A 21,612-nucleotide genomic window follows, 5' to 3' on the forward strand; every position below is an offset into this window, starting at 1 on the left:
GGGCGGGTTACTAGATTTCCTGCTTTGCTTGTCATCTGACGAAGAGCGCCGCGTTCGCTCACGGAGCCCCATGCATCCCAAAGACCTCATCGCCCGCATCGAATCCACGGCGCCCCCGCATCTGGCCGCGTCCTGGGACAAGAGCGGGGTGCAGATCGCATCTGCCGCGGCCGAGGTCCGGACCATGTGCGTGGCCCTGGACCCCACGGTGGACACCCTGCGCCGGGCGGTGGACCTGCAGGCCGACTTCCTGCTCTGCCACCACCCCCTGGCCCTCTCGCCCCGGCTGCCGAGCCGCCTGGACGAGTACCACGAGGTCCTGCGGCTGACGCTTGGCTCCTCCATGTGGCTCTACAGCGCGCACACGTCCCTGGACGCTAACCCGGACGGCCCCGTCAACTGGCTGGGGCGCGCCCTTGGGCTGCGGGACATGCGCATCCTGGAGGTCACGCGCCGCGAGACGCCGACGCTCTTCCGCTTTCCGGCCCATCTGGACGCCGAAGTCCTGCGGGGCTTCGAGGACGCCTGCACGCATCGCGACGCGCAAGCTTCGGAATGCGCGCTGTGGCCCGAGGACGCCGCAAGCTTCCGCGCCAGGGTCGCCGGCCTGGGCCCATGCCAGGAGATCTCCCTGACCTCCCCGGCCCGCGAGTTCGGTTTCGGCTGCATCGGCACCCTGCCCCAGGCCCTGACCTGGCTCGATTTTTCGGCCCGCCTGCGAGAGGTGCTGCGGGCCGCGCCGCGCAGCGTCGGCTTCGCCCCGGACTCCGTGACCACCGTGGCCTACTGCCCCGGTTCCGGCGCGGATCTGGCCCCGGCGGCCTTTGCCCGCGGCGCCGACGTCTACCTCACGGGCGACGTGAAGTACCACCAGGCCCAGGCCGTGCAGGACCTGGGTCTGACCCTCGACGTCGGCCATTTCAGCCTTGAGGAAAACATGATGCGCATCTGGAGCGAAAGCCTGGCCCACGAGCTCGCCGACGCCGGCGTGCGGGTCGTCTTTCTTCCGGGCCGCGACCCCTTTGCCTGAAGTCTCCCCGGGGACAGCCCGGATTCACGATACGTTTTTTGAGGAGGAGTAACCTTGAGCATTTATATCCAACAGATCGAACAGCTCGTCGTGCTGCAGAAGGTCGACTCGGAGATGATCACCCTGGAGCGCATTCTCGAAGAAGCCCCCAAGCAGCTGCAGAGCCTGCAGGAAAAGAGGCAGTACCTGGAGCAGCAGCAGTCCGTGATCCAGGAGAAGATCGACGTCCTCATGGAGCAGAAGGGCCGCATCGAGGGCGAGATCGAGAACGACGCCCAGAAGGTCAAGAAGAGCAAGAACAAGCTCATGATGGTCGAGAACACCAAGGAATATCACGCCATGATGCGCGAGATGGACACCATGGAGAAGATGAACCGCGTCCGCGAGGAGGAACGTTCCAACCTCCTGGCCGACCTTTCGGACCTCGAAGGCCGCAAGGACGCCCTGCAGAAGGACATCGACGCCCTGTCCGAGACCATCTCCTCCCAGCAGGCCAACCTGGACCAGGAACTGGCCGAGAAGCGCGCCCGCCTGGCCGAGCTGGACAAGGACAAGAAAAAGGCCTCCGAGGCCGTGCCCGCGCCCATCCTGACCCGCTACAACTTCATCCGCGACCGCATCCCCAACCCCGTCATCGTCCCCGTCAGCGAGGGCGTGTGCAAGGGCTGCCATGTCGTCATCCCGCCCCAGACCTTTATCGACCTGCAGAAGGGCGAGCAGATCCTGAGCTGTCCCAACTGCCTGCGCATCATCTTCTGGGAGCGCCACTTCTCGGGCAACGAGTGATTTTTACGGAGCCGGACAGGCTGTCGCCGCCGGCCGCAAGGCTGGGGGAGGAAAGTCCGGACACCACAGGGCAGGATGCTGGATAACGTCCAGCGGGGGTGACCCCGGGACAGTGCCACAGAAACAGACCGCCCCGGCCTCACGGCCGGGGTAAGGGTGAAAAGGCGGGGTAAGAGCCCACCAGTTGTCACGGTGACGCGGCAAGCTAGGTAAACCCCATCCGGTGCAAGACCAAATAGGAAGGTGACCGGCCCGGTCGATATCCTTCGGGTAGGTTGCTGGAGACGGCGGGCAACCGCCGCCCTAGAGGAATGACAGCCGCCCGGCAACGGGAACAGAATCCGGCTTATCGTCCGGCTCCGTAATTTCGATCATGACGAATCCACTCTGGACCATCATCCTGGCCGCGGGCCAGGGTTCGCGCCTGGCCTGCGAAACGGGCGGCGCGCGCAAGCAGTTCCTGCCCCACGAGGGTCGCCCCCTCTACTGGCGCAGCGTCACGACCATGGCCGCCGTCTCCGGACTGGCGGGCGTGGTCGTCGTCTTTCCCGCGCCGGAACTGGGCGAGCGCGCCCGCGAACTGGAACTCCTCAAGCATACCAGCCCCGTCGGCGTGCCCGTGCTGGCCGTGGCCGGCGGCGAGCGGCGCCAGGACTCCGTGCGCCTGGGCCTGGCCGCCCTGCCCAAAGGCTGCGGGCGGGTCCTGGTCCACGACAGCGCCCGGCCGTTCTTCAGCCCTACCCTCGTGCAGGCTCTTCTCGCAGGGCTGACCGACGGCATCGACGGCGTCATCCCCGGCCTGCCCGTCACGGACACCGTCAAGCGCGTCGAGGCCGACACGGTCGTCTCCACCCTGCGCCGCGACAGCCTGCGCGCCGTGCAGACCCCGCAGCTCTTCCCCGCCGCCCTGCTGCGCCGGGTCCACGAGCAGGCCCTGGCCGAAAGCTGGGAGGTCACGGACGACGCCAGCATGGTCGAACTGGCCGGCGGCACGGTCCGGATCGTCCCGGGCGAGGCCGCCAACCTCAAGATCACCAACCCGGAGGACCTGCGCGTGCTCGCTTCCCCCGCCCCGGCCCCCGTGCCCTGCACCGGCTTCGGCTACGACGTCCACGCCTACGGCGGCACCCGGCCCATGGTCCTGGGCGGCATGCCCATCGCCGGCGCGCCCCTGGTCAAGGCCCACTCCGACGGCGACGTGCTCCTGCACGCCCTGTGCGACGCCATCCTCGGCTGCCTGGGCCTGGGCGACATCGGCGAACATTTCCCGGACAGCGACGAGAAGTTCGACAACATCTCCTCGGCCGTCCTCCTCTCGGAAGTAATGGACAAGGCCCGCCGCATGGGCCTGACCGTGACCCACGTCGACCTTACCGTCATCGCCCAGACGCCGCGCCTGTCCCCCCACAAGGAGGGCATCCGCGCCAACGTGGCCCGGCTCATGGAACTCGCCGACCATCAGGTCAACGTCAAGGCCACCACCGAGGAGCACCTGGGCTTCACGGGCCGCAAGGAAGGCATCAAGGCCGTGGCCGTGGTCACGGCCGCAAGGACCCCGGCATGACCAATTTCAGGACCGGCGGCCCCTGGGTCACCCGCTTCGCGCCCAGCCCCACGGGCGTGCCGCACCTGGGCAACGCGCGCACCGCCGTGCTCAACTTCCTCCTGGCCCGCCAGAGCGGCGGAACCTTCCTGCTGCGCCTGGAGGACACGGACCGCGAGCGCTCAACCTTCGCCCACGAGGCGGCCATCCTGTGGTCCCTGGCCTGGCTGGGCCTGGCTCCGGACCAGCCCGTGCGGCACCAGAGCCTGCGCCTGGACCACTACCATGCGGCAGTGGCCAGGCTGGCCGACGACGGCCGCGCCTACCCCTGCTTCTGCTCCGAGGCCGACCTCGAACGCGAACGCGCCGGAGCAGCGGCCAAGGGACTCCCGCCGCGCTACAGCGGACGCTGCGCCGCCCTGCCGCCCGCCGAACGCGCCGACCGTGTCGCGCAGGGCGAGCCCCACGTCATGCGCTTCCGTCTGCCGGGCCAGGCCGACGTCGCCTTCACGGACCTCATCAAGGGCGACATGCGCGTCCCGTCCGGCGCCTTCGGCGATTTCGTGCTCCTGCGCCAGGACGGCTGGCCCAGCTACAACCTGGCCGTGGTCGTCGACGACATCGACATGGGCGTGACCCTGGTCCTGCGCGGCGAGGACCACCTGACCAACACCGCCCGCCAGATCCTGCTCTACCAGTCTCTGGGCGGTACGCCGCCGAGCTTCGCCCACCACGGCCTGCTGGTGGACACCGAAGGCAAAAAGCTCTCCAAGCGCAGCGGCGCCCTGGGCATCCCCGACTGCATCCGCGCCGGCCTCGAACCCATGGCCGTGGTCCACTACCTCGCCTCCCTGTCCGGGGCCCTGCCGACCAAAAAGCTTTTCGAGTCCCTGGACGACATGGCCCGGGCCTTCAACCCCTTCGCCCTGGGCCGCGGCAACGCCGTCATGAACCTCGACGAGCTGCGGGCCTTGAGCGCCCGCTACTTCCGCGCCGCCGACCCTGACAGCCACGTCCGCGCCCTGGATGACGCCCTGCCCGCGGGCGACCCGTGGCACGCCCTTCCCGACGGACTGCGCCGCGACCTCGTCCTCGGGCTGCGCGACAACGCCGCCGCCGTGGACGACCTGCGCGCCCTGCTGCCCCACTTCACCGCCGACGAAATCCGCTACGGCGCTTCGGCTATTTCGGAATTCTCCACCGGCACGGCCGTCCTTGACGCGCTCCTCGACGCCCTTCCAGCATCGGAGCCGCAGACGCGACTGGCCGCAAGCGAAGCCTCCGAACTCCTCAAGCAAACCGCCGCCCGGGCCGACGTCAAGGGCCGCGCCCTGTACCATCCCATCCGCCTGGCCCTGACCGGATCCGATTTTGGCCCGGAACTCTCGGCCCTGCTGACCCTCCTGACCGTTGACAGAATCCGGGATCGCGTCCACACGGCCCTGAACATGTTTCGCCCACGAACCAACAAGGAATGAGCATGCAGATCTACAACAGCCTCACCAGGAAAAAGGAAGAATTCGTCCCCCTCAAGCCCGGCCACGTCTCCATGTACGTCTGCGGCATCACGGCCTACGACTTCTGCCACATCGGCCACGCCCGCTCGGCCGTGGTCTTCGACGTCCTGGTCCGCTACCTGCGCTACATCGGCCTCGACGTGACTTTCGTGCGCAACTTCACCGACATCGACGACAAGATCATAGGTCGCGCCAACCGCGAAGGCTCCGACTTCGAGACCATCGCCCGCACCTACATCGACGCCTTCTACGAGGACATGGACCGCCTCGGCATCCTGCGCGCCGACATCGAACCCAAGGCCACCGAACACATCGCCGAGATGATCGCCCTGTGCGAAAACCTCATCGCCAAGGGCCACGCCTACTCCACCGCCGACGGCGACGTCTATTTCCGCGTCCGCTCCTACCAGAGCTACGGCAAGCTCTCGGGCCGCAACATCGAGGACCTCCAGTCCGGAGCGCGCATCGAACCCGGCGAGCAGAAGGAGGACCCCCTCGACTTCGCCCTGTGGAAGGGCGCCAAGCCCGGCGAACCCTCCTGGCCCAGCCCCTGGGGCCCCGGCCGCCCCGGCTGGCACATCGAATGCTCGGCCATGAGCGAGCGCTACCTGCCCCTGCCCTTCGACATCCACGGCGGCGGCCAGGACCTGGCCTTCCCCCACCACGAGAACGAGCGCGCCCAGACCGAGGCCGCCACGGACAAGCAGTTCGTGCGCTACTGGGTGCACAACGGGTTCGTGCAGATCAATTCTGAAAAAATGTCGAAATCACTGAACAATTTCGTGACCATCCGCGACATCCTGGCCAACTACCTGCCCGAGGTGCTGCGCTTCTTCCTCATCACCAAGCACTACCGCAGCCCCCTGGACTACACCGCCGACGCCCTTGAGGAATCCGAACGCGCCTTGAAGCGCGTCTACCTGACCAAGGCCGCCGCCGAAGCCCACGTGGCCGGAACCAAGTGGACCAACTCCCCCCTGCCGGCCGAAATCGTCGTCGAATCCACGGCCCTCGAAGCCAAGTGGGACGAGGCAATGGCCGACGACATGAACACCGCCGCCGCCCTGGGACACGTCTTCGTGCTCATGAAGACCGTCAACCGCATCCTCGAGGACAAGGCTCTCAAGAAGTCCGAACAGGGCCGCGACCTCGTGCGCCACGCCCTCAAGCTCTTCGAGCGCTGGGGCGAAGTCCTCGGCCTCTTCCTCACGCCAAGCGCCGACTTCCTGGCACAGCTCAAGGCCAGCCGCGTCCGGCGCAGGCAGATCGACACCGCCCTCATCGAAGCTCGACTCGCCCAGCGCCAGGAAGCGCGCGCCGCCAAGGATTTCGCCCGCTCCGACGCCATCCGCGACGAACTCCTTGCCCTCGGCGTGACCATCCAGGACACGGCCCAGGGGGCGCAGTGGGATGTCGAGTAGGGGATGAGAAATGCGGGGCTCTGCCCCGCACCCCGCAAGGGGCTCGCCCCTTGACCCGGTTATCATGGGGATGATGGGAAGGCCGCGTGAGCGGCCTTTCTTTTTTTTGCGTGGTGAAGAGGAAAAGATGAGGATGATGGGTAGGCTGTGGGATATTTGTGAAAGACCGTCATGTATAGACCCGCCCTCAGTGTCAAAACATTTTGCAACAAACGAGAGGAATGCAGTCATGTATCCGGCATCTGGTCACTGAGACCGTGCCCTGATGAAATCCGCGCTTTGGAATCCAAACATTGCGACGGCATGTTTCTGCCGATGACGCTTCCGGAGTTTCCCAAAGCCGGTTCGACCGTTTGTGCATCATGTTTTGCGGCACTCCACAGGATGAGTTTTTTCGCGTTTATCCACAGTTGGCTGGCGCGGCCCTTGCGTGGGACATCCAAAAAAATGTCGCATAGCAAGGGCCGTGACAGCCCCGGCATATCTCAGTTCGTTGCCTTTGCTGCCTGATATTCCTCGCCTCGTGCCAATACCGCCCAGGCAATTCGAGCGGTTTTGTTCGCCTGAGCCACTGAGGCCACAAATTGCCCTCGTCGAGCAACCACTCCTTGAAGCCACGCCTTGCGTTTATCATTGGCTGTTTCCACAATGCCGGACCAAGCCCGGCAAACATTCCGAGCCCCCTGTATCAACAGTTTGCGGATGTATGTGTTGCCTCGTTTGGTGATGCCAAGAAGTTTCTGTTTTCCGCCGGAAGAATGCTCTCTGGGCGTCAACCCCAAGTATGCAGCAAGCTCTCTGCCGTTTTTGAACTGTTTGGCATCGCCCACATGGGCAACAAGCGCGGAGGCTGTCACTGGGCCAATACCAGGTACCTTCATCAGTCGAGTGCAATGCTCGTTGGCTTTTGTGATTGCCTCCATCTTGTGATCCAATTCGGCAAGACGTTCGTCAGCCTCATGGAGTTCTGTGTAGAGGTCGGAGAATAAATCACGAGCCTTGATGCTTAATCCGTTCTGAGGATCTTCCACAATTTCCGGTAAGCGCTTGCGTACATGGGTGATGCCTTGAGGCAAAATGATTCCTTTTTCGGACAGAAGACCGCGTATCTGGTTCGCAAGGGCGGTTCGGCTTTTGAGCAACCGCTCACGGACACAATGCCAGGCAGACATGTCTTGCTGCTCTTCAGTTTTGACCGACACAAAACGTGTTGACGGTCGTCCTGCGACTTCACAGATGGCCCGGGCATCCGCAGCGTCAGTTTTATTGTTGATAACGAACGGCTTCACGTGGCGAGGCGAAATCAAACCTACAGTGTGTCCCAGTTTCTGTATCTCCCGCCCCCAGTAATGCGCACCTCCGCAGGCTTCCAAGCCCACCGTGCAAACGGGAAGGTTGGCAAAAAACGCCAGAACATCCTTTCTGTTCAGCTGCTTGTTGAAAACGTCTTTTCCGTGCTTGTCCACGCCGTGCACCTGGAATTTATGCTTTGCGATATCAAGCCCAATACGGCATACTTGTTTCATGACCCGCCTCCCAGATTAAGTGTTTGGAGATACTCACTTATGGCACATTCGATGCCGTTATGCCATGGGCATATGGGGGGCGGGTCTATCCCATCATTGCGAGGAGTCTTCGACGAAGCAATCCAGATTTCGGGACTCAAGACGGACGAAGCATGGATCGCCACGGCGAAGACGCCTCGCGATGACGATAATGGTGCACATGTGGCGTTGCGCTTGGGTCATAGTTCAATGACGTCAGTACGCATCCGGTGATAGCCCCTTCAACCGGATGAACCTTCTTCATTGCTGTCGGCCGCGGTGCGGTGATGGGACTCAACACGCGTTTACTTGAAAAGCTGCTTCAGCCCTTCCAGGCCCTTGTTCAGGCCTGAACCCACACCCTTGATGGCATCGCCCACGGCCCTGCTGCCGGACAGGCCGAGGCTTCGCAGCACGGCATTCGTGTCCGGCGCGATGGTCGGTTCATGGACAGGGCCGCTGACGCGGACGGGGAAACTGCGCAACCCGAGCGCGCCCTCGTCGAACGTGCCCTCGCTGCCATCGAGGTGCAGCGTGAGGCGATAGTCCATGACCATGGGCACCAAATCCGTCTGGCCGCCGCCGGTGATGCGGAAACGCGGCGCCAACAGCAGCAGGTCGCGGCTCGTCTCCACCCCCCGCACGATACTCCCGCTTCCCGAAAGCACGGAAAACACCGTCCGCTCCGGCTCCGCCGGGCCCGCGGACTGCCCCTTCAACGCCCGGATGCCGTCGCGCACCTTTGCGCCGATGTTCACGCCGTTCAACGCCCCGTTCACGACCCTGAAATCATATGTTCCTCCCAGGTTGCGCAGCAAGACCGGCACGGCGTGCCCTTTCGTCTCGACGGATGCCGAACCGCCCGCAGTGCCCGTCACGAACTCCTGACCATGCAACGCCCCGAGCAACGGGCCGATCTGCAGACCGGAGAGCACATGACTCCAGGAATACGCCGGGGTGTCCGTCCTGAGGTCCAGAGCGCCAGACGCCTGCAACCGTCCACCGTATGCGCTTGCCGCCACCTCGTCGAGAACCAGCCGCCCGCCTGCGGCATGACCGCGCAGCAGGGCTTCAGTGCAGCGGACATTGGCCGCGGTCAGGTCGCCAACGGCCAGAGTCGCGTTGCCGTTCAATGCCCGCAGTTCGCGCATGGGCAGGGTGCTGGGTTCGCCCGTTTCTGACGACGGCCGGCCGGCGCTTTCGGCCGGGCGGATGCGGTATCGGTCGAAGTTCAGGCTGTCCACGCGCAAATCAAGGGAAACGAACGGGTTCTTCCGCCCCTGCACCGAAATGCCGCCCAGCATGGTCGAATTGTCCAAGACAAGACGAAGATCAGATACATCGATCCCCTCGTCCACGGCGGCCCAGTCGCACGAAAACTCCATCCGCTCCAGGGCGTTTGGATCATGGAAAGCCGGAAGCGGGAGGTGCAGGCGCGCACATGCGTCCTTGGGGCTGAAAGGAGCCACCTCCATGTTGCCCGCACTGCCTGCGCCCGGCATCTGTCTGGTGGCGAAACGCACGTCGAGCCCCAGCCCCTGCATCCGCCCGTTGTCCAGACGACCGTCCGTGGAAAAATAGTCGGCCGACAGGGTGATGGTTTCCGGACTCCGAGGGAGCCCTTCCCCGCTGAGGCGCGCGGTCAGGTTCAGCTTCTCCGCCTCCAGGCGGTCCAGTTCGAGGACGGCCTTGGCTGAAAAATCCAGTTCACCGCTCATGTCCCCGATGATCGCGGCAGCCCTCGTGTCCACGTCGAACGGCTCCCCGAAGGCGAAATCCGAGACGTCCAGGTGAATCCCGCTTACATCGAAATGGTTGTCCTTGAGCCGGTCGTCCCAGACCACGCGCGCCTCGGAAACGCTCAGGCCGTCCACGATGAGCGAGGCCAGAACCGGCACCCGCTTGTCGCGCTTCAACATGGAACCGCCGCCACCGGCTCCCGAGGGCTCTTCCGGCGTGGCCAGATCCATCCAGTTTCCGCGACCGCCAGCGTCACGGGTAAGGAAAACTGACAGGCCCTCGACATCCAAGGCCACGACCTCCAGACGTGACAGGAGAAGAGGGAACAACCGCGCCTTGAGGCGCGCGTTCTTCAATGTCAGGAATGGCCCCTCGAAACCCTGGCCGTTGCGCAGTTGCACGCCATCTATCGATACGGCCAGATACGGAAAGAGGCTTAGTTCGAGGTCACCGTCGATGATCAGTTCCCGGCCAGTGTTTTCGCGTACGGCTGACACGATCTGAGGCTTGAAATCATTGGGGTCGATCCCGAAGAAAAGAACGCCCGCAAGAGCGGCAAGGCCCAGAACCGCAACGAGCACGGCACGCAAGATCCATTTCGAAGCCATATTCGTACCCATCCGTGGATGATGATTTGCTGAGTGTCCACGCACAAAGTCTCTGACCGGGACACGTGCGGCGCAATGCCAAAGCCGCGGATGGAAATCCGCAGGTCTTCCGAAACGTCTTGGGACGCTTCGCGTCAGCATAACGGGAAAACAGGCCGGAATAAAGGGAAGATGGCCGTGGAAATGGATCAGCCCGGATCAAGCGGTTTGCTGGGGCCAAGAAAACGGAAAAGCCGGCAGAGCCGGCTTTTCCATGAACGTGCGGAATACGGGATCAGCCCCAGGTAGACGACGAGATACGCGCTCCGGTGGAGGTGATCAGCAGGCAGTCGTGACCGAGCATGGACTCCGTGAGACGCAGGGCCTCGCGCGGGTGCATGAGGCTCAGGGCCGTGGCCAGGCCGTCGGCTTCCTTGACCGTCGGGGCCTTCACGCTGACGCTACGTACGTACTGCGGCGAAGCGCCGCTGGCCGGATCGACCAGGTGATGCGATTTCTTCGACGGGTCGAAGAAGACCTCGTAACCGCCGGACGTGGCCACGGCGCCGGCCTTCATGTCGATTACCGCCGGGTAGTTGCCCTGCTTGTCCGGATCCTCGATGGCCACGCGCCAGGGACGGACCAGACCGTCGGACGCGCCACCCACCCGGATGTCGCCGCCGGCGTCGATCAGGAAGTTGACCACGCCGGCCTTGGTCAGGGCTTCGGCCGCGCTGTCGGCGATGTAGCCCTTGGCCACGCCGTCAAGGGTCGCAGACATGCCGGCGACGTCAAAGCGCAGGTTCGAACCGCTGCTGCGCAGCCGAGAACCGTCGACCAGCGCCAGCGCCTCCTTCATGTCCTGGGCGTCAGGCTTGCCGTGACTGCGCTCCAGCAGGTTGACCACAGGGGCGATGGTCGCGTCGAACCTCCCGGAGGAACGCCGGTGCAGATCGCCGCTGAAGGCGACGACGTCCAAAAGTTCCTGGGGAGCGCCGTTCAAACGCCCATCGCGGTTGAGGGCGGACAGGGCCGTGGACGGGTCGAAACGGTTGAAAATGCCGATCTGGCGCTCGACCTCGGCGAAGGCGCGGCCGGTGGCCTCCTCGCCGAGTCCCTGCGACGGGGCGAGCACCGTCATGCTCACGAAGGTGCCCATGAGCATCCGCTGTTCGGACGTTTTGATCACCCCTGACGCGGCGAAGGCCGGAAGAACCCGGATGGCGGGAGCCAGTGCCGCACCGGCAGCGAGAACGCCCAGGGTTTTCAGGAAAGCCCGGCGGTCGTGTATCTGAGTCGCATGCTTCATGTTCGTTGCTCCGATTCTGTGGCGTGGTTAGGCTTGCAGGTCCGCGACATGGGACTCTTCAGGGTATCTGGCCGGCTCCGTATCGGGGGCGGCGGAGATCATGTCGGGGTTCAGGCAGCGCAGGATGTCGCGCGGGCACTTCTCGACGCAGGCCTCGCCACAGGACGGACCGTACGCCAGACAAGCCTTGTGGTCGATGTGGATACGCTCGTCGACCATGGTGATGCACTGGGCCGGACATTTCTTGATGCACGCGCCGCAGCTGATGCAGCCGGCCTCGCAGACGTCCTTCACGGCCTTGCCCTTGTCCTGGGACGAACAGAAGACCATGACGCGCGAACGCCTGGGGATGAGCTCCAGAATGGAGTTGGGGCAGGTGCGCACGCAGGTGCCGCAGCTGGTGCATTTTTCGGGAGAGATGTGCACCAGATCGCCTTCGATCCACATGGCGTCGAAGGGGCAGGCCCGGACGCAGTCCCCGAAGCCGAGGCAGGAATACTTGCAGGCGTCGGGGCCGTCCTGGACCAGCTTGGCTGCAGCACAGCTCTGGATGCCGAAGTAATCGAACTTCTTGGCCACCTTGCCCTCGACCTTGACGCAGCGGCGAAAAGCCACCATCGGGTCGGCGTCGCCGGCGGCCTTGCCGGTCAATTCGGCTATGCGCTTGGCCACATCCGGGCCACCGGCGCAGCACTTGTTCGGCGGCGTGCTCGGGTCGTTGATGACCGCTGCGGCATACGCCTCACATCCGGCGAAACCGCAGCCGCCGCAGTTGGCGCCGGGCAGGGCCTCGACAACCACCTCGAGGCGAGGGTCCTCTTCCACGGCGAGCAGCTTTGAAGCGACGGACAGAACGCTGGCCGAGACAAAGCCTAGTCCAAACAAGGAGACAACTGACTCGATGATCATACGTACTCTCTCCGCTTCGTTAAGCTATCATGCCTTTGAAGGCCAGGAATGCCAGGGACATGATCCCCGCCATGATCAGACCGCTCGGGACGCCTTGCATGGACCGCGGGATCCGCGTCACGGCGAAACGCTCACGGATGCCCGCCATCAGCACGATCGCCAGCAGAAAGCCCAGCGAGGCGGCTATGGAGTACAGCGTGGCGGTCACGAGGTCGAATTCCAGACGCTGCACGAGGATGGCCACGCCGAGCACGGCGCAGTTGGTCGTGATCAGCGGCAGGAAAATACCCAGGGACTTGTACAGGGGCGGCACCATTTTCTTCAGGAACATCTCGACGAACTGAACCAGCGCCGCGATGACGAGGATGAAGAAAATCGTCTGCAGGTATTGAAGATGGAACGGCACCATGACGTACTTTTGAAAAAGAAACGTGATCACCGTCGCGAGGACCGTGACAAACAGAACCGCCGCGCCCATGCCGATGGCGACGCCTTTCTCCTTGGAGCACCCCAGATAGGGACAGTTGCCAAGGTACTGCGCCAGCAGGATGTTGTTGACGAAGATGGCTGAAATAAAAAGGAGGAAAATTTCCATGAGTCACTCTCCCTAGAGTTAGCCTTTGGCCGGTTCCATGCGTTCCAGCTTCTTCTGGGCGGCAATCTTGTCCATCATCTTGCAGGCGCCGCATCCCGAGCATCCGGCGTCGAAATTGGGGTCAAGCTCCACGCCCTTTCTCTTGGCCTGCCAGATGGTCAGATAGTTCATGCCCGCCAGAATGAGACCGAGGCACACGAACGCGCCCGGGGCCTGCACCATGAACGTGAAGGGATGAAAATCCGGCCCGAAGAGGCCCACGCCGAACAGCTTTCCGGCGCCGAAGATTTCGCGGATCGCACCCAGAAAGGTCAGCGACATGGTGAAACCGATGCCCATGCCCAAGCCGTCAGCCAGGGAGGCCAGGGGCGGGTTCTTGCCCGCAAAGGCCTCGGCGCGACCGAGAATGATGCAGTTCACGACGATGAGAGGCACGAAGATGCCCAGCTGCTGATACAGCGGAAAAGCGAAGGCCTGCATGAGCATCTCCACCGCCACGACCAGCGAGGCCGCGATGGCGATGAAACAGGCGATACGCACCTTTTTGGGAATGATGTTGCGTACAAGGGAAATGATGACGTTGGACAGGGCGAGCACGAAGACGACCGCCGCGCCCATGCCCAGACCGTTCTCGGCGTTGGTCGTCACGGCCAGTGTCGGACACAGGCCCAGCACCAGGCGGAACGGCGGAATTTCCTTCCACAACCCTTTGGTAAATTCTTGCACCAAGCTGGCCATTCTATAGCTCCTTAGAAAAATCTTCTGTTACCAGGAAGTCTTGATGGAGTCTTTGAGACTTGTGTACCATGTCGCAGCCTGCTTGGCCGCAGCCGATGCGCCAATGGAGGAGAAGGTCGCACCGGACACGGCGTCGATGCCGCCGCCGTCCTTCTTGAGCGCGGCCTTGTCCAGGGCGAGGTTCTTGAACTGCTTGGTGAAGGCTGGCTCCGCAACGCGCGAACCCAGACCAGGGGTCTCCTTGTGGGTCGTGACGCCGATGCCCAGGATGGTGTCCTTGGTCACGTCGAAGCCCACGAGGACGTTCACGTCGCCGCCGTAGCCCTTGCCCGCGGCCTCCATGGCCACTGCGATGAGCTTGCCGTCCTTGATCGAGGGAAAGACGTTGATCGTCTGACTCTCGTCACCGGGCTTGGGCATCTTCTTCCTGTCGGCAATGGGGTCGTTGGTGCCTTCAAGAAAAATCTTCTTCAAGGCCGGCCCCTGCACGTTCATGAGCACCTGCTCTTCGATGATGGGCGTGGTCCAGACCTTGAGGCCGGACAGCACGAACCCGGACAGTCCCGTGATAGCCGAGAGAACGACAATCATGCGAACGATTTCCATCATGGCGACTACCTCCCCCCAAAGGGCTTGGGTTGAATGAGATCGATAAGGGGAGTGCACAAATTGATCAGCAGTACAGCAAAGACGGCCCCGTCAGGATAAATGCCGTAGGTCCGGATGATGATCAGCAGGGCGCCTCCGAACAGGCCATACAGCAGCATGGGCAGCTTCCAGACGGGCGAGGAGGACGGGTACGGCATCAGGAAAAAGGCGGCCAGCATGGTCCCGCCGGACAGGAGATGAAACAGAGGCGGCGCGTAGAGCTTCGGGTCGATCATGTTGTAAACCAGCCCAGTGAGGAACACGCCGACCAGAAAAGAAACCGGGATGAACCAGCGCAATTGCCTGGTCGCCAGGAGGTAGACGCCGCCCAGAGCAACCAGCAGCACCTGCGAGGCTCCCAGCGCTCCAAGATTGCTCCCGAGCAGCAGGGACGTGTTGGAGATGCCCGAAACTGCATCGACCCCGAAGTACTTGAGTTCGCTCAAGGGTTCGACGAGATCCCATTTGAGGAGCATGCCGTTGAGGTCCATGAAGTCCGGCCAGGAAACCGTCAAGACGGCCCAGCCGATAGCAGGGGCGCAGACCGGGCTGCCTCCGAACCCGCCGAAGACCATCCTGCCGAGGATGACCGTCACGGCGCTGCCGATGACCACCATCCAGACCGGGGCCGTCGCCGGCAGAAGAAACGCGAAGACAACGCCGTCGAACAAGGCGCTGTAATCATCCGCAGTCGATTCCTGACCCATCCACTTCTGCATCAGGAATTCCGTCACGACCGCCGTAAGCCCCGCCCAAGCGATCACTTCAACCGCATCATAACCGTAACGGTACACTGCCATGATCGCGGCAGGCAGAAGAGCCAGCAGCGAATGCAGCATCGTCGATCGGACGGTTCTTCCGCAGTGCCATATCGGCGCCGAAGACACGCTGAATAAATTTTTTGTAACTTCCTGGCTAGCCATGTGCTCTTATCCTTTCTTTGTTCTTATCTTGTTGCACCAAAAAGAACGGCAATGTCATCAATCCTGGAGTCGACAGGTCGCCACATCAGCATCCTGGGCAGCCAGGAATTGCTTGGCCAAGAGAATGTATTGCAAAACAGGCCGGTTGGCCGGACAAACGAACGTGCACATGCCGCATTCCAGACAGGCACCGACATGCTCGATTCTCGCGCTGTCGAACATCTTGAATTCGGCGAAACGGGACAGCATGCCCGGCTGGATGCGCGCCGGACAGGCCAGGACGCACTCGCCGCAATTGATGCACGGGTTGGGCTGAACCGGAGGAAAGAGCCCCTCCTCCACCAGCGTGACAGCCGAGCAGTTTTTCGGGACGCCTGCGGACAGATCGAAAATGGCCTCGCCCCGCATGGGCCCGCCGAGGGCGACCTTCTTGTCCGTTCCTGCAGATGCGCCGGCCGCGCTCAGGAGTTCCTGCACGGCTATGCCCACGGGGGCGACGAAGGTCTTGTCGCCGATGCTGACCACGGTCTCCGTGAGGGACAGCTTCGTCTCGGCCACGCGGCCCACGGCATAGAGCTCCGCGACGGAAATGACGTCCACGTTGTCGGGCCGTTCGGCACCCGTGGCCGCATAGACCACGAGGGGGTCGATGGTAGCCGGGTAGGCGTCGCTGGCGCCCACCGTCGTGCAGCCATGCAGGGAGATCTGCTTGCCCGAGGCGATCACAAGCTTGATCGTGCCGGGCTTGAGAGCCTTCTCGATAAGCTGGATGCCGGCCTTGAGGGTGACCTGGGCGTCCTTGACCAGCTGTTCGCTGACGATGACCCCTGGCTCGGGGTTGAGGCCGTTGATGATGAGGGTGCGGGTGGCGTGCAGACCGCTCGTGTCGATGCCGAGTTCGAGCAGCTTGCGGCAGAGGTCCTCGCCGGCCAGCGTGTCGAGTTCAGCGCAGGGGGCGGGACGCGCGGGGACGGCCGCCTCCTCCCCTTCCTTGGGCGCGGGGATGGGGCCGATGATGATGGCATCGGGCAGGATGTCCTCGACCATGCCGTCGATGCTCGCATGGACGAAACCGAGATTGTAGGCACCCTTGGACGGGTTCTCGGCGATGACCTGGCCGCGCCCGACGATCTGCTTCTTCTTGACCACGGGCTTGTGCTTCTTCTGAATGGGAATCCGGACAGCAGCGGGTGCGGGGATGTCCTGGAGACTGCCCTTGATTTCAACCGAGGTGTTCAGGCGTAATTTCATCATGATGGTCTTACCTGGTATGACAGCGGGTACAGGATTTATCGCCAAAAGGCCCTTTGCCAGCCTCTTCGTGACACTTCATGCACTGATCGTGGAACGAATCCATGCGATGCGGCAACGGAGTGGCGTCCGTATCGTAATGGCAGGAGTTGCACGAAGGTTGCGCGGGGCCGGTCTTGCCGGGAAGCAGTTCGTGACACTCGCTGCATCCCTCCAGCTTCTTTTCGTACATCTCGGCGTGGCAGCTTTCGCACTTGGCGTGCACCGCATCGCGCAGGGCAGGGGTGTTGCCGTCGGCCTTTTCGCCGTGGCACTGGTTGCACGCGCCCGGCTCGGCCTCGATGCTCGTGTCATGGTGACAGTCGGTGCACGCGGTCGTGTACTGGCTCACGTGGTCGTCATGGCTCCATTTGAGCTTGCCCATCTCGGCATGGTGACAGCGGGTGCAGGTGTCGGCCGGCAGTTGGGTCTGATGGTCCGAAGTGAACTTGGCGTCGAACTCGGTCGCATGGCAGGAACCGCACGGCAGCGGCGTCAGGCCCGGCGTCTCGCTTTCATGGTGGCATTTCGCGCAGTTCCCGCCACTACTCTCTACGTATTTCACGTGACGCGAGTGGGTGAAAACTACATCGCCGCCTTTATTGTCCAACCGAAGACGAACAGGCAGCTCTTCCGAAGGGGCTGGCGTGAACTGGCCGCCCAGGGCCAGGATTGCCAACATACCGCAGACAATGGTGATGGGTACGTAACGTTTTTTCAAGGCAGTGTCCTTGTGCTCCGGTTTGACGCAACTAAAGACAGGATGCTTCCCGCAAGCATCCATCTCAGACAAGATACAAACAGCTGGACGATTTAAACCTATTGAAAAATAGGCCTGCGTGTTGCCCTATTCAATTATCGATTTTTTGTAAACATAAATCTCGAAACATTCTGTAACTCAACTGTTTTAATCAGATTTTATCGACCGTGAACGTCATACGCGAAAACCGCGCCCAGACCGGCGCACCTGCAATCCGCACCGCCAAAACGCCCTCCCGCCTCCTCGGGCAAACGCTGCAGCACAATGAAAAGAGGGCCCGGAAGTCTGCACTCCCGGGCCCTCTTTCAATCGTCGTCATCCCCTTGAAGGAGGGGCTCCTTGCCATTTATCGAACGGACTGCCGCCATCCCGACGAACGCGACCACGAAAATGACGCGCGGTCTCGTTCGAGACGGTCGGCAGCGATGTCGCGACAGATCATTTCGTCTCGTGCAAGTCCTCGCCGATCTCCTGCAGCAGGGCGCGGACGGCGGCGAGCCGTTCCCGCTGCCGACCGTCGAGCCGGCGGTCGAGATCCTCGGCCGCGTGGGCCATGGCCTTGACCTGATTTTCCATGGCCATGGCCGAGGTACGGCGCGGCAGGGTCGCAAGCTCGGTGACCTTGCCGTCGAGGACGGCATGGCGCGCATCCAGTTCCAGCACCGCGCCGTTGAGGCGCTTGAGCTCCTCGATTTCGCGGCCGAGCCCTGCCACGTTCTGGTGCAGGGCGTAGAAGAAGACGAACAGGAGCAGAATGGTGCCCGCGGCCAGGGCTGCCGCTACCCGGTCCTTCCCGAAAACGTCCTTGGTGTTCATGGATCCCTCCGGCGGTGATGTCATGCACCGCCCGCTATCCCAAAACCCGGTCAGCCTCAACCTCAGTTGATGAGCGCCTGCAGCGGCGCGGGGATGGCCCCGCCGCGACTGACGAAGCCGCCCGAGACGGCGTTGCTGCGCACGGGCATGATTTCGGCTTCGCCCAGCAGGCCGCCGAAATGCACCTTGTCGCCGGCCTTCTTGCCGGGCACGGGGATGAGCCGGGCGGCCGTGGTCTTCTTGTTGATCATGCCGATGGCCATCTCGTCGGCGATGATGGCCGAAATGGTCTCGGCCGTGGTGTCGCCGGGCAGGGCGACCATGTCCAGGCCCACGGAGCAGACCGCGGTCATGGCCTCGAGCTTCTCCAGGCAGAGCTGTCCGCCGGCGGCCGCTGCGGCGATGTTTAGGTCCTCGCTGACGGGGATGAACGCGCCGCTCAGGCCGCCCACGCGGGAACTGGCGAAGGCGCCGCCCTTCTTGACCGCGTCGTTGAGCATGGCCAGGGCCGCCGTGGAGCCGGGCACGCCGATGGCGCCCAGGCCCAGGGACTGGAAGATCTCGCCCACGCTGTCGCCGACGTTGGGCGTCGGGGCCAGGGACAGGTCCACGATGCCGAACTCCACGGCCAGGATGCGGGCCACCTCGCGACCGATGATCTCGCCCACGCGCGTGACCTTGTAGGCCGTGCGCTTGATGACGTCGGCCAGTTCGCCCAGATGGGCGCCGGGGTTGTCCTGCAGGGCGCGGTCGATGGCCTTCCTGACCACGCCGGGGCCGCTGACCCCGACGTTGATGACCGAACCGGCCTCGCCCACGCCCAGATAGGCGCCGGCCATGAAGGGCACGTCCTCGGGGATGTTGGCGAAGACCACGAGCTTGGCGCAGCCCAGGCCGTCGCGGTCCTTGGTGCGTTCGGCCGTGGCCTTGATGGTGCGGCCCATGAGCCCCACGGCGTCCATGTTGATGCCGGCGCGGGTCGAGGCCACGTTGACGGACGAGCACATACGCTCGGTCACGTCCAGGGCCTCGGGGATGGCCTCGATGAGGGCCAGGTCGCCCTTGGCCATGCCCTTCTCGACCAGGGCGCCGAAACCGCCGATGAAGTCGACCTTCACGTCCCGGGCCGCCTGGTCCAGGGTCTTGGCCACCTCGACCATGCCGCGGCTGTCGAAGGGCGCGGCTGCCACGGCGATGGGGCTGACGGAGATGCGCTTGTTGACCACGGGGATGCCGTAGCGGTCGCCGACCTCGTCGCAGACGGCGACAAGGTCCTTGGCCAGGGTGGTGATGCGCTTGTATATGGCGTCGGTGAAACGCGGAAGATCGTGGGACGCGCATTCGAGCAGGCTGATGCCAAGCGTCACGGTGCGCACGTCCAGATTCTCGTTCTTGATCATGGACAGGGTGGAGAGGACCTCGCGGTCGTTGAGCATGTCGGGCCTCCTAGACTCGGTGAATCGTTTCGAAAATTTCGCGGTGCTGGACCGAGACGTCCAGCCCGAAGCCCGCGCAAACCTGCTGCATGACCTGCCGAAGCTGCCGATGATCGACGCCCATGGGCATGTCGACCTCGAAGATCATGATCATCTCGTCCACGCCGTCCTCCTGGGTGATGATGGCCCGGAAGTTGACCACGTTGCAGGCCAGGGAGGCGATGGCCGTGGTCACGGCCGAGATGGTGCCGGGCTTGTCCACGCCGCGGGTGGTGATGACGAAGGGCTGGCTCTGGGCCGGGACCGGCGCGACGGCCGAGGTCATGGGACTCAGATGGGCGCTCAGCCCCATGCCGCCCAAGGCCTCGTTCAGCGCGGCGCCGATCGTGTCCAGGGGGTGCCCCTCGGGGTTGAGCACGATGAATATGGATGCGAACTCCGTCTGCAAAATGGTCTGGCTGACGTCCTCGATGTTGCAGCCGTGCGCAAACAGAATGGTCGATATTTTTGCCAGAATGCCCGGCTTGTCCTTGCCGATGACCGACAATACGAATTTGTTCATGGAACCTCCGATCCTCAGGAAAGTCACGATCTATGGCCCGCGGCGCGGGCATGCGTCAAGCCTTATCCCGTCCCCGCTCTGGCCAACCGCGGCGACTTGGGCTAGGGCTTCGGCCACCGAACACATCAATTTTACTGCGAGGTACACATGGCGCACATAGGAACCCCCCTCTCCCCCACGGCCACCAAGGTGCTCCTGCTCGGCTCCGGCGAACTGGGCAAGGAAGTGGTCATTGAACTGCAGCGCCTCGGCGTCGAGGTCGTCGCCGTGGACAGGTACGAAAATGCCCCGGCCATGCAGGTCGCCCACCGCTCCCACACGGTGTCCATGCTCGACGGGCAGGCCCTGCGCCGCATAATCGAGAGCGAGCGGCCGGACTACATCGTCCCCGAGATCGAGGCCATCGCCACGGACACCCTGCTGGAACTGGAGGCCGAGGGCTTCACGGTCATCCCCACGGCTCGCGCCGCGAAGCTGACCATGAACCGCGAGGGCATCCGCCGCCTGGCGGCCGAGGAACTGGGCCTGGCCACCTCGCCCTACCGCTTCGCCGAAACCTACGAGGAATACCTGGCGGCCGTGGAGGCCGTGGGCACGCCGTGCGTGGTCAAGCCCATCATGAGTTCCTCGGGCAAGGGGCAGTCCGTGGTCAAGACTCCGGCCGACGCCGAGAAATCGTGGAAATACGCCCAGGAAGGCGGCCGCACGGGCAAGGGCAAGGTCATCGTCGAGGGCTTTGTGGACTTCGACTACGAGATCACCCTGCTGACCGTGCGCCACATCGGCGGCACGACCTTCTGCGAGCCCATCGGACACTACCAGAAGGACGGCGACTACCAGCAGTCCTGGCAGCCCCAGCCCATGAGCCCCGCCGCCCTGGCCGAGGCCCGGCGCATGGCCGAGGCCGTGACGGGCGCCCTGGGCGGCCGCGGCATCTTCGGAGTGGAACTGTTCGTCAAGGGCGACACGGTCTATTTCAGCGAGGTTTCCCCGCGCCCCCACGACACGGGCCTGGTGACCCTCATCTCCCAGGACCTCTCGGAGTTCGCCCTGCACGCCCGGGCCATCCTGGGCCTGCCCGTGCCCGTCATCCGCCAGCACGGTCCCTCAGCCTCAAGCGTCATCCTGGTCGAAGGCACATCGAACCGGGTCCGCTTCGGCAACCTCGAAGCAGCCCTGGCCGAACCCGACACGGACCTGCGCCTCTTCGGCAAGCCCGAGGTCGGCGGCAAGCGCCGCATGGGCGTGGTCGTGGCCCGGGACGAAAGCATCGACAAGGCCGTGGACAAGGCCAAGAAAGCCGCGTCCCTCGTGACGGTCGAACTCTGAGCCGCGCGGTGCGGGGACGGGTCCAGGCCTGTCCCCGCGCCACTTGTCTTCCGCCTCCGCTTGGACTAGAGAGCAGCCGTCCAGGCGATATCCGCCCCCCTCCGGCACGCGAGCGTCGCGCATCCGCCC

At 63.6% G+C, this 21,612-nt stretch carries 19 protein-coding genes and 1 other RNA gene; 7 read left to right on the plus strand and 13 right to left on the minus strand.

The genetic code is table 11. The features are described from left to right. Window positions 1–70: 70 nt before the first annotated feature. The 6 genes from ACYQ3G_RS13285 (at window position 71) to cysS (ending at window position 6,297) form a co-directional block, all read left to right on the plus strand. Window positions 71–1,030 carry a Nif3-like dinuclear metal center hexameric protein gene (locus tag ACYQ3G_RS13285; RefSeq protein WP_459826367.1) on the plus strand — a complete coding sequence of 320 codons (960 nt, stop codon included), beginning with the start codon at window positions 71–73 and terminating at the stop codon, window positions 1,028–1,030. A 54-nt stretch (window positions 1,031–1,084) separates the two neighbouring features. Then, window positions 1,085–1,816 (plus strand): zinc ribbon domain-containing protein, encoded by a 732-nt coding sequence (locus tag ACYQ3G_RS13290; protein WP_459826369.1) that lies wholly within the window; start codon window positions 1,085–1,087, stop codon window positions 1,814–1,816. 7 nt (window positions 1,817–1,823) lie between these two features. Next, an RNA gene (gene rnpB / locus ACYQ3G_RS13295) (RNase P RNA component class A) lies at window positions 1,824–2,181 on the plus strand. A gap of 8 nt (window positions 2,182–2,189) precedes the next feature. Continuing rightward, a complete protein-coding gene (ispD, locus tag ACYQ3G_RS13300) occupies window positions 2,190–3,380 on the plus strand; it encodes a 2-C-methyl-D-erythritol 4-phosphate cytidylyltransferase (protein ID WP_459826371.1) in 1,191 nt (396 codons plus the stop codon). Beyond that, window positions 3,377–4,837 (plus strand): glutamate--tRNA ligase, encoded by a 1,461-nt coding sequence (gene gltX, locus ACYQ3G_RS13305; protein ID WP_459826373.1) that lies wholly within the window; start codon window positions 3,377–3,379, stop codon window positions 4,835–4,837. Before ispD ends, gltX begins: the two co-directional genes overlap by 4 nt. A gap of 2 nt (window positions 4,838–4,839) precedes the next feature. Then, a complete protein-coding gene (cysS, locus tag ACYQ3G_RS13310; protein WP_459826375.1) occupies window positions 4,840–6,297 on the plus strand; it encodes a cysteine--tRNA ligase in 1,458 nt (485 codons plus the stop codon). A 485-nt stretch (window positions 6,298–6,782) separates the two neighbouring features. On the opposite strand, the gene ACYQ3G_RS13315 is transcribed toward cysS, so the two are convergent. The 13 genes from ACYQ3G_RS13315 to ACYQ3G_RS13375 all read right to left on the minus strand — a co-directional run bounded on the left by ACYQ3G_RS13315 (window position 6,783) and on the right by ACYQ3G_RS13375 (window position 20,154). Beyond that, window positions 6,783–7,823 carry an IS110 family RNA-guided transposase gene (locus ACYQ3G_RS13315; protein ID WP_459822339.1) on the minus strand — a complete coding sequence of 347 codons (1,041 nt, stop codon included), beginning with the start codon at window positions 7,821–7,823 and terminating at the stop codon, window positions 6,783–6,785. A 323-nt stretch (window positions 7,824–8,146) separates the two neighbouring features. Beyond that, window positions 8,147–10,189 carry an AsmA family protein gene (locus ACYQ3G_RS13320; RefSeq protein WP_459826377.1) on the minus strand — a complete coding sequence of 681 codons (2,043 nt, stop codon included), beginning with the start codon at window positions 10,187–10,189 and terminating at the stop codon, window positions 8,147–8,149. Between the two features lie 274 nt (window positions 10,190–10,463). Then, window positions 10,464–11,477: an FAD:protein FMN transferase gene (locus ACYQ3G_RS13325; RefSeq protein ID WP_459826379.1), complete on the minus strand. Its 1,014-nt coding sequence runs from the start codon at window positions 11,475–11,477 to the stop codon at window positions 10,464–10,466. Between the two features lie 27 nt (window positions 11,478–11,504). After that, window positions 11,505–12,386: an RnfABCDGE type electron transport complex subunit B gene (rnfB, locus tag ACYQ3G_RS13330; protein WP_459826381.1), complete on the minus strand. Its 882-nt coding sequence runs from the start codon at window positions 12,384–12,386 to the stop codon at window positions 11,505–11,507. A gap of 19 nt (window positions 12,387–12,405) precedes the next feature. Continuing rightward, window positions 12,406–12,981, minus strand: coding sequence for an electron transport complex protein RnfA (locus ACYQ3G_RS13335; RefSeq protein ID WP_028575952.1), 576 nt, complete (start codon window positions 12,979–12,981; stop codon window positions 12,406–12,408). Between the two features lie 18 nt (window positions 12,982–12,999). Further along, entirely contained in the window at window positions 13,000–13,719 is a 720-nt protein-coding gene (gene rsxE / locus ACYQ3G_RS13340) for an electron transport complex subunit RsxE (RefSeq protein WP_028575951.1), read from the minus strand. Between the two features lie 27 nt (window positions 13,720–13,746). Beyond that, the gene (gene rnfG, locus ACYQ3G_RS13345) at window positions 13,747–14,328 is read right to left on the minus strand and encodes an RnfABCDGE type electron transport complex subunit G (RefSeq protein WP_028575950.1); all 582 of its coding nucleotides are present in this window, start codon (window positions 14,326–14,328) and stop codon (window positions 13,747–13,749) included. Window positions 14,329–14,333: 5 nt separating this feature from the next. After that, window positions 14,334–15,290: an RnfABCDGE type electron transport complex subunit D gene (locus tag ACYQ3G_RS13350; protein WP_459826384.1), complete on the minus strand. Its 957-nt coding sequence runs from the start codon at window positions 15,288–15,290 to the stop codon at window positions 14,334–14,336. Between the two features lie 57 nt (window positions 15,291–15,347). After that, a complete protein-coding gene (locus ACYQ3G_RS13355; protein WP_459826386.1) occupies window positions 15,348–16,544 on the minus strand; it encodes a 4Fe-4S dicluster domain-containing protein in 1,197 nt (398 codons plus the stop codon). A 7-nt stretch (window positions 16,545–16,551) separates the two neighbouring features. After that, window positions 16,552–17,301, minus strand: coding sequence for a cytochrome c3 family protein (locus tag ACYQ3G_RS13360; RefSeq protein WP_459826388.1), 750 nt, complete (start codon window positions 17,299–17,301; stop codon window positions 16,552–16,554). Between the two features lie 477 nt (window positions 17,302–17,778). Continuing rightward, on the minus strand, window positions 17,779–18,156 hold the full coding sequence (locus tag ACYQ3G_RS13365; RefSeq protein WP_459826390.1) for a hypothetical protein: 378 nt from the start codon (window positions 18,154–18,156) through the stop codon (window positions 17,779–17,781). A 62-nt stretch (window positions 18,157–18,218) separates the two neighbouring features. Beyond that, a complete protein-coding gene (locus ACYQ3G_RS13370) occupies window positions 18,219–19,592 on the minus strand; it encodes a PFL family protein (RefSeq protein ID WP_459826392.1) in 1,374 nt (457 codons plus the stop codon). 10 nt (window positions 19,593–19,602) lie between these two features. After that, window positions 19,603–20,154, minus strand: a complete 552-nt coding sequence (locus tag ACYQ3G_RS13375) for a glycine cleavage system transcriptional repressor (RefSeq protein ID WP_459826394.1) — start codon at window positions 20,152–20,154, stop codon at window positions 19,603–19,605. Between the two features lie 147 nt (window positions 20,155–20,301). On the opposite strand from ACYQ3G_RS13375, the gene purT reads away from it, so the two are divergent. Next, a complete protein-coding gene (gene purT / locus ACYQ3G_RS13380; protein WP_459826396.1) occupies window positions 20,302–21,483 on the plus strand; it encodes a formate-dependent phosphoribosylglycinamide formyltransferase in 1,182 nt (393 codons plus the stop codon). Window positions 21,484–21,612 lie beyond the last annotated feature (129 nt).

The sequence above is a fragment of the Desulfomicrobium salsuginis genome (genome assembly GCF_054657795.1).

Excerpts from the sequence above, each read along its gene's own strand:
- ACYQ3G_RS13285 (WP_459826367.1), top strand. The coding sequence starts at position 71 with ATGCATCCCAAAGACCTCATCGCCCGCATCGAATCCACGGCGCCCCCG.
- ispD (WP_459826371.1), top strand. The coding sequence starts at position 2,190 with ATGACGAATCCACTCTGGACCATCATCCTGGCCGCGGGCCAGGGTTCG.
- gltX (WP_459826373.1), top strand. The coding sequence starts at position 3,377 with ATGACCAATTTCAGGACCGGCGGCCCCTGGGTCACCCGCTTCGCGCCC.
- cysS (WP_459826375.1), top strand. The coding sequence starts at position 4,840 with ATGCAGATCTACAACAGCCTCACCAGGAAAAAGGAAGAATTCGTCCCC.
- ACYQ3G_RS13315 (WP_459822339.1), bottom strand. The coding sequence starts at position 7,823 with ATGAAACAAGTATGCCGTATTGGGCTTGATATCGCAAAGCATAAATTC.
- ACYQ3G_RS13320 (WP_459826377.1), bottom strand. The coding sequence starts at position 10,189 with ATGGCTTCGAAATGGATCTTGCGTGCCGTGCTCGTTGCGGTTCTGGGC.
- ACYQ3G_RS13325 (WP_459826379.1), bottom strand. The coding sequence starts at position 11,477 with ATGAAGCATGCGACTCAGATACACGACCGCCGGGCTTTCCTGAAAACC.
- rnfB (WP_459826381.1), bottom strand. The coding sequence starts at position 12,386 with ATGATCATCGAGTCAGTTGTCTCCTTGTTTGGACTAGGCTTTGTCTCG.
- ACYQ3G_RS13335 (WP_028575952.1), bottom strand. The coding sequence starts at position 12,981 with ATGGAAATTTTCCTCCTTTTTATTTCAGCCATCTTCGTCAACAACATC.
- rsxE (WP_028575951.1), bottom strand. The coding sequence starts at position 13,719 with ATGGCCAGCTTGGTGCAAGAATTTACCAAAGGGTTGTGGAAGGAAATT.
- rnfG (WP_028575950.1), bottom strand. The coding sequence starts at position 14,328 with ATGATGGAAATCGTTCGCATGATTGTCGTTCTCTCGGCTATCACGGGA.
- ACYQ3G_RS13350 (WP_459826384.1), bottom strand. The coding sequence starts at position 15,290 with ATGGCTAGCCAGGAAGTTACAAAAAATTTATTCAGCGTGTCTTCGGCG.
- ACYQ3G_RS13355 (WP_459826386.1), bottom strand. The coding sequence starts at position 16,544 with ATGATGAAATTACGCCTGAACACCTCGGTTGAAATCAAGGGCAGTCTC.
- ACYQ3G_RS13365 (WP_459826390.1), bottom strand. The coding sequence starts at position 18,156 with ATGAACACCAAGGACGTTTTCGGGAAGGACCGGGTAGCGGCAGCCCTG.
- ACYQ3G_RS13370 (WP_459826392.1), bottom strand. The coding sequence starts at position 19,592 with ATGCTCAACGACCGCGAGGTCCTCTCCACCCTGTCCATGATCAAGAAC.
- ACYQ3G_RS13375 (WP_459826394.1), bottom strand. The coding sequence starts at position 20,154 with ATGAACAAATTCGTATTGTCGGTCATCGGCAAGGACAAGCCGGGCATT.
- purT (WP_459826396.1), top strand. The coding sequence starts at position 20,302 with ATGGCGCACATAGGAACCCCCCTCTCCCCCACGGCCACCAAGGTGCTC.